This window comes from Streptomyces sp. SAS_272, assembly GCF_052543235.1.
Genome location: NZ_JBMNDR010000034.1, coordinates 65,518 through 71,937, shown reverse-complemented (window position 1 = coordinate 71,937; position 6,420 = coordinate 65,518). Strand labels below are relative to the sequence as shown.

Annotated in this window: 4 protein-coding genes and 3 pseudogenes; 2 read left to right on the top strand and 5 right to left on the bottom strand. The window is 68.2% G+C overall.

Features of this window, described 5'->3' with window-relative positions; all coding sequences use genetic code 11:
* Positions 1 to 66: 66 nt before the first annotated feature.
* Positions 67 to 350, top strand: a pseudogene (locus tag ACN6LD_RS20485) (transposase); the annotation flags it as partial.
* Between the two features lie 22 nt (positions 351 to 372).
* On the opposite strand, the pseudogene ACN6LD_RS20480 reads toward ACN6LD_RS20485, so the two are convergent.
* Positions 373 to 668: pseudogene (locus ACN6LD_RS20480) on the bottom strand (transposase); the annotation flags it as partial.
* A 704-nt stretch (positions 669 to 1,372) separates the two neighbouring features.
* Entirely contained in the window at positions 1,373 to 2,104 is a 732-nt protein-coding gene (locus ACN6LD_RS20475; protein WP_319197040.1) for a DUF7873 family protein, read from the bottom strand.
* Between the two features lie 160 nt (positions 2,105 to 2,264).
* On the opposite strand from ACN6LD_RS20475, the pseudogene ACN6LD_RS20470 reads away from it, so the two are divergent.
* Positions 2,265 to 2,730: pseudogene (locus ACN6LD_RS20470) on the top strand (IS5 family transposase); the annotation flags it as partial.
* Positions 2,731 to 2,975: 245 nt separating this feature from the next.
* On the opposite strand, the gene ACN6LD_RS20465 reads toward ACN6LD_RS20470, so the two are convergent.
* The 3 genes from ACN6LD_RS20465 to ACN6LD_RS20455 all read right to left on the bottom strand — a co-directional run bounded on the left by ACN6LD_RS20465 (position 2,976) and on the right by ACN6LD_RS20455 (position 6,282).
* Positions 2,976 to 3,356, bottom strand: coding sequence for a GntR family transcriptional regulator (locus tag ACN6LD_RS20465; RefSeq protein ID WP_445043924.1), 381 nt, complete (start codon positions 3,354 to 3,356; stop codon positions 2,976 to 2,978).
* A gap of 6 nt (positions 3,357 to 3,362) precedes the next feature.
* Entirely contained in the window at positions 3,363 to 4,307 is a 945-nt protein-coding gene (locus tag ACN6LD_RS20460; RefSeq protein ID WP_445043923.1) for a DUF1648 domain-containing protein, read from the bottom strand.
* Between the two features lie 727 nt (positions 4,308 to 5,034).
* On the bottom strand, positions 5,035 to 6,282 hold the full coding sequence (locus tag ACN6LD_RS20455; RefSeq protein ID WP_445043922.1) for an MFS transporter: 1,248 nt from the start codon (positions 6,280 to 6,282) through the stop codon (positions 5,035 to 5,037).
* Positions 6,283 to 6,420 lie beyond the last annotated feature (138 nt).

Sequence of the window (6,420 nt, the reverse complement as noted above, 5' to 3'; positions counted from 1 at the left end):
CCACCCCCCCCCCCCCCCCCAGGCCACAGCGTAGACCGTGTCCGGTGGCAGGAGTCGGTCGAGGGGCTGACGCAGCGGATCGCCGGCAGATTCGCGCGGGTCGAACCCCGTTGCGGGGTCCGGGACTTGGTTCTGGGACTGCTGTCGGACCTGCCCCGCAAGAACTGCCGGACCATAGCCGAGCACGTCGGTCACGCCACTCCGGACGGGCTGCAACACCTGCTCGAGCGGGCGAAGTCGGACGCCCACCAGGTGCGCGACTACCTGCGTGACTACGTGCAGGACATCTGGCGGACGGTCAGGACGCGCTGGTCGACGAGACCGGCGACCTGAAGAAGGGCACTCGCACCGGCCCAGGCAGTTTCGTATGGATCAGCGGGCAGACCAGAGGAAGATGCCCGCAATGTGGAGTCCGGCCAGGTAATGGTGGCGGTCTTCTCGTAGGGGGTGGCGATGCCTCGCCACTGCTTCAGGCGGTTGATGCACCGTTCGACGGTGTTGCGCTGCTTGTACGCCTCGCGGTCGAAGGCTGGTGGCCTGCCGCCCCGGCTTCCGCGCCGCAGGCGGTGCCCCCGCTGATCGGCTGGAACGGGGATCACGGCGCGGATCCCGCGCTTGCGCAGGTGCTCGCGGATCGCGCGGGAGGAGTACGCCTTGTCGGCCAGGACTTTGAATCTTGATCACCCTGATCCCACTGCCTTGCCGTGAGGAGAGCCAGCCCGCGTTGGCCTGCTCCCGCAGCACCTTCTGCACGGTGTCCCGCGACACGTCGAACTCGTCCGACAGGCACGCGGAGACGGCAGCCGTGAGCCGACGGAGTACGTCCCGTCGGCCAGACGGTTCAGCAGTTCGCCCCTGACGCGCTGGTACGTCGCCCCACCTTCGCGCTCGCTCTGCTCTTCACTCACGTCTTCGTTCACGCCGCGATCGTAGAACGCTCCACGGGGAGCCGGTCACAGCACCAAGCTGCGGGCCGGGACGTGACGGAGCCCGGGAGCATGTCCAGCTCCCGGGCTCCAGCTTGCCACCCATTTGCGCACACCGACGGCGTTTAAGAAACGCGGGTCATATTGAGATCGACGTGTTCTGCCTTTGAACTACAGCGCCACGAGAGAGGCGCCGAGGGGACTTGAACCCCCATCCGTCGATGTTCGCCCACGCTCGGTCGATCCGGTGTTCGGCGGCGAATACTGAGACTGGAGCGAGAATCTGAGTTTCATGGGGCCGCCTCTGCCAGGCTTGGGCCACCCCCGCACGTGGTGCGGGGAGAGGGATTCGAACCCCCAACTGACACCCCTTCATCAGCTTCAACATCAGTTTCAGCTTGCGCTCATCGCGCACCCTCCGCTCGCGACGGAGGGCGTGTGTGGGGCTACCGGAAGAGGTAGCCGAATACCGCGTCGCCGATCCGCTGGTCGGTGACCTCGGTGTTGTTCGCCTCCTCGCGGGCGAACTTGACGGACTGCTGGAGTTTCTCGACGCGGTCGAGGAGCTCGTTGACCCGCCGGGCGGGCAGGGCGCCGGAGAATTTCACCGTTGTCCAGTAACCGACCGGGACGTCCTCGTAGTACACCTCGACCTGCGCCGGGTGCTTCTCCGTGGCCTCGGCCTTCACGTGGTTGCGCGGAACCTTCTTCGTGCGGATGGTCCGCACCGGGTCCGTCTTCCACGAGTCCGTCGAGGGGTCCAGGTTCCACGACTCGGAGGCGTCGAGTACCGGCAGCTTGCGAACGAAGGTGTGCAGGTCGGTGAGTTGCTTCTCCAGGAACAACAGGTACGGGACGGGCACCTGGGGCAACAGCACCGTACCGTCGACCACCACGTCCGCGACCGCGGACCGGTTCGCCCAGTCCTTCGTCGCGGTCACGTCGAAGAGCCGCGTCAGCGTCCCGGCGGTCGCCCGCAGAGCGTCCTCGGCCTTGATCTGCACCCGCGTGGACTCGGGCGGCAGCTGCTCGCCCTCCTCGTCCTTCGGCTGGTAGGTCCGGGAGATGCCCGCCAGCAGGGCGGGTTTCTGCACGTCCTGGTGAGCCTGGGTGAGCTCCTGGAGAGCCTTGGACTTGACGCCCTTTTCGACTGCGATGATCTGATTCAGCTTCGGCACACGGCGAACCTAACAACTCCACGCCGCACACGCATCCGATTAAATGCCTGCCCCGTCCCTTCCGGCCGAGAGGGCGGGTCGGCGAGTGTGAGCCCGGACCGGAGCGCGAAGGCCACCAACCGTAAGACGGCCGCCCGTGCGGTGCACGGCAGACCACGCCATCGGCCGGTCCCGCGGCGGACTGACCACAAAGATCCACCTGGCCTCCGACGCCCACTGCCGGCCGCTGGCTTTCGTGCTCACCGCCGGACAGGCCGGCGACGCACCCGCCTTCACAGACGTCATGGCCCGCCTACGTGTCCCTCGACGGCGAGGGCGGCCCCGCACCAGGCCGGACGTGGTCCTGGCCGACAAGGCGTACTCCTCCCGCGCGATCCGCGAGCACCTGCGCAAGCGCGGGATCCGCGCCGTGATCCCCGTTCCAGCCGATCAGCGGGGGCACCGCCTGCGGCGCGGAAGCCGGGGCGGCAGGCCACCAGCCTTCGACCGCGAGGCATACAAGCCAGCGCAACACCGTCGAACGGTGCATCAACCGCCTGAAGCAGTGGCGAGGCATCGCCACCCGCTACGAGAAGACCGCCACCATCTACCTGGCCGGACTCCATATTGCGGGCATCTTCCTCTGGTCTGCCCGCCGATCCAAACGAAACTGCCTAGGTGCAGCGGGATCGGCGAGCGACTTCGAAGTGTTCGTCCCGATGACAGCGGTCAAGGTCGCGGGGGAGGCCCTGCTGCAGGGACTTCACCACCTCGTCCTCCTTGAGCAGGGTCATGTCCTGTCCCCAGAGAATGTGTTGGGGGAGCCGGTTCTACCGCGTCCCCGGCACTCCACCTCTCCCATGGAGAGTCGGAGCCGCCAAGCCCGATGTGTTCAGGGTGACGTGGTGACGGTTGCGCTGGACAGGCAGTTGTGCACCATAGAAAGGAGCTCTTGGTCCGTGAGACCGAACTCTCGCGCCTGGGCAATGAGGCCGCGCACAGCCTCGGTGAGCCGAGCCTGGTCTGCGACACCGAACGCCGCGTTGATCACTGCGCCCCGGCCGCGGCGCAACTCGATCAGGCCCTCGTCACGCAGTCGCTGGTAACCGCGCAGAACCGTGTGCACGTTGACGCCCAACGACTCGGCGACCTCGCGGGCAGGCGGCAGTCGCTCACCCGGGGCGGCCGTGCCGTTGGCGATTGCCCCTCGTACGCAGGCAGCGATCTGTTCGCCCAGCGGCACAGGAGAGCTCGAAAGCACCCGAAACAGCATTCCTGCTCACGCTCCCTCCGCGTGGCGATTCACCAGGCCGTTGAGCAGCGCGGCCGCGGTAGTCGAGTCGTCGACGGTGACCACGTATTCGCGTCCCCCCGCCGTGCGGACCGAGAGCGCCTCCCCCGATCGCAGGACCACGCCCCGCCGGTTCGGTCGTATCCGATAGCCCCAGCCGCCGAAGTCCCCCATGGCATTGACCTGGACACTGCTGGCACTGACGATGCTGCGGAGGGGCAGGGCCAGCCGGGGCCTGGGCAGGACCGTCGAGGCAACAGAAACGCCGCGCCGGTCGACGGTCACCCGGACGCCGGCGAAGGGCGCGCAGGTGAGGCCGAGGAGGAGCGGCAGCAGTCCTGCCTGCCAGGGACCGAACGTCACGGCGAAAAGCCCGCTCAGTGTGACCACGCCGGCCGGGATCAGCAGTGCGCGGGAGATTATGGTGCGGCTCCAGGCTGCAGCCTCGCCCTCGGTCAGCAGTAGCGCAGGGGACGGCCGTGCCGGCGCGGAGCGCGGCCCGCCACTCGTTCGCCACCAGGCCAGCGTGGCGGTGGCCGCTCCCGCCAGCAGTAGTACGGCCATATGCCACATCGGCAGTCGTACTTCGGCCGGATCCTGGACGTCCGTGTTGACAAGAACGGTGAGGACTAACGGATAGCCGAGCGTGACTGCTGTGCCGGCGCCGACTGCGGCGGTCAACCTTCCCCCAGGGCTCTCCTTGGACATCAGGACCAGCACTGTGAAAAGCAGCCCAAGACCGACGAGCAGGCCACTGCCGAACCATAGCGCGGCGGTCCGACTCGTGAAGCCGTCAGCCCCACCACCACCCGAGAAGTGGGTGGCGATCCGCCCGGGCAGTCGGTCGTAGCTCGCCAGAAAGACACCGATGTAGGCGGCGGTAGCGACGCCGAACGGAACGGCCGTCAGGGCGCACCTGCGAAAGACGGTCATGGCTTCCCCTCGGGCCATTGTTCTCATTGAAATAGAACAATGGCAGCCTACTTCAGGATCGCCCGCCTTCAAGACCCTCACTCCCTGAAATCGCGTCAAGCGACAGGCAGCCAGGCAGGACGACCGGTTCCGCCCCCGCCCGACCTGCTGTCGACGCACGGCGAGGTCCGCTCCCGTCGGCTGATCGTCGCTGCCCGGGGCCGCAATGCCATCCCCTCGGACCGCGGGGGAGCCGTCAAGAGAACGGCAACGACTGGCTGAACGAGCTGTGGGAGTCAGGCAGTTCAGGAGGCAGAGACCGGCTGGGGTCGCCGCTACGTCACCGGTCGTGATGAGTCATGCTCCCGAGCAGGATCTGGCGGCGTTGGTGGTTCCTCGGTGAGGCCGGCTGGTGGAGACCGACGATCGGTACGAGCCGCATCGGCTCATCGATCCTGACGGTGTGACCGTGGAAGTGGTCGCGGTCTGTTTCCTATCGGCCCCGCTGGCGGTGCCTGCTCGCGTGGCCGGGGCCAGGCGCGCGACACTCGATGAGTGCGCGAACGGACTGGGCACCTTGGCGCTGACGGAAGTGGTTCGCCTCATTCCAGACCGCGGTGACTCGCTCCTCCTCCGTGCGGTTCTGGATGACATCGGATGGTCACACCGAGCGTCGTGTACGCCTCATGGCTCGATCTGGAGCCTGATGGAGGTCTCGGCGAGTCTGAATGGCGCGTCAGAGCCGAGCTCAGCCAGGCACCGGATCCTCGGAGGCGGGCAGCGGTTCTGCGGTCGTCGGAGCCAGGGCGCGGATGGACGGGGTGGCAACCATGGCGAGGGTGGCGAAAAGGATGAGCGCGGCGGCCGCGTAGAGGGTGGCATGGAGACCGAGGAGGAATACGGCGGGTCCGGCGGCGAACTGCGCGAGCGGGAGCGCGAGGTAGGAACCGAGGTCGTCGTAGGCGTAGACGCGGGCGAGGCGGTCCTCGGGAATCTGCTCGTTGAGGGTCGAGTACCAGGCGACGCCGGCCTGCTCAACGCCCATGCCCGCCACGAAGTTGGCCACGACCAGCAGCCAGGTGTATGGGGCGAGCGCGAGCAGCAGCGGGATCGTCGCCGTCAGGCCCATCAGCGCGCAGCCGACCAGGATCGCGCGCCGGGGCCGCCAGCGCAGCGAGAGTATGCCGCCGGCGACCGCGCCGAGCGATCCCGCGGCAAGGGCGATGCCCCAGCCGCTGCGGCCGATCCCAGTGGTGTCGGCGGCGGCCGGCCCGAGGACGGTGAACGAGGCGGTGAGGCCGGCGTTGAGGAAGCAGAAGGCGAGCACGATCACCCACACCCAGCGACGTGATGTGAACTCCCGCCAGCCGACGCGTAGTTCATGTACCGCGCCGGGTCTGGGCGCGGGCGGCGCCACCTGGACGCGGACCAGCGCGAAGAACGCGGCGGCGAGCGCGAAACTGAGCGCGTCGACGGCCAGGCCCCAGCCGGGGCCGACCGCGGCGACCAGTACGCCGCCCAGCGAGGCACCCACGATCGCTGCGCTGCTGCCGGCGATCCGGGAGATCGCAAGAGCGGCGCGGCGGGCATCGGCCGGCACGGTCTGGGGCAGCAGGGCCTGGGCGGCGGGCTGGTAGCAGGAACTTGACGCCCCGTTGACGGCGGCGAGCACCATGAGCAGGGGGACGGCGGCGTGGTGGGAGAGGACCAGGGCAGCGACCACCGCCTGGCTCGACGCGCTGACCACGCTGCTGCCGACCAACAGCGGGCCGCGTGGCAGCCGGTCCGCCAACACCCCGCCGTACAGCAGAAAGAGGATGCCGGTGAGGGAGTGGGCGCCGACCACCAACCCGAGCGAGCCGACCGAGCCAGTGGCGTCGAGCACAGCGAAGGCGAGGGCGGTTGGCGCCACCCCGTTGCCGAGCAGGTTGGCCGTCGTACCGATGAAGAGGTGACGGAACTGACGGTGGCGCATAGGCACGAGGGCGTCAGACATGCGTTTGATCGTCAAAGCCGGGCGTCGCGCCCGTCAACGGGATTACGCTGAGGTGCAAAGCATGAGTGGTCACTGTTCGGCGGCCTCTCTGCTGGGCAGTGCACGGGAGTTGGCCCGTCAGACCGGGGCGCTGCTGCG

Excerpts from the sequence above, each read along its gene's own strand:
- ACN6LD_RS20465 (WP_445043924.1), bottom strand. The coding sequence starts at position 3,356 with ATGCTGTTTCGGGTGCTTTCGAGCTCTCCTGTGCCGCTGGGCGAACAG.
- ACN6LD_RS20460 (WP_445043923.1), bottom strand. The coding sequence starts at position 4,307 with ATGACCGTCTTTCGCAGGTGCGCCCTGACGGCCGTTCCGTTCGGCGTC.
- ACN6LD_RS20455 (WP_445043922.1), bottom strand. The coding sequence starts at position 6,282 with ATGTCTGACGCCCTCGTGCCTATGCGCCACCGTCAGTTCCGTCACCTC.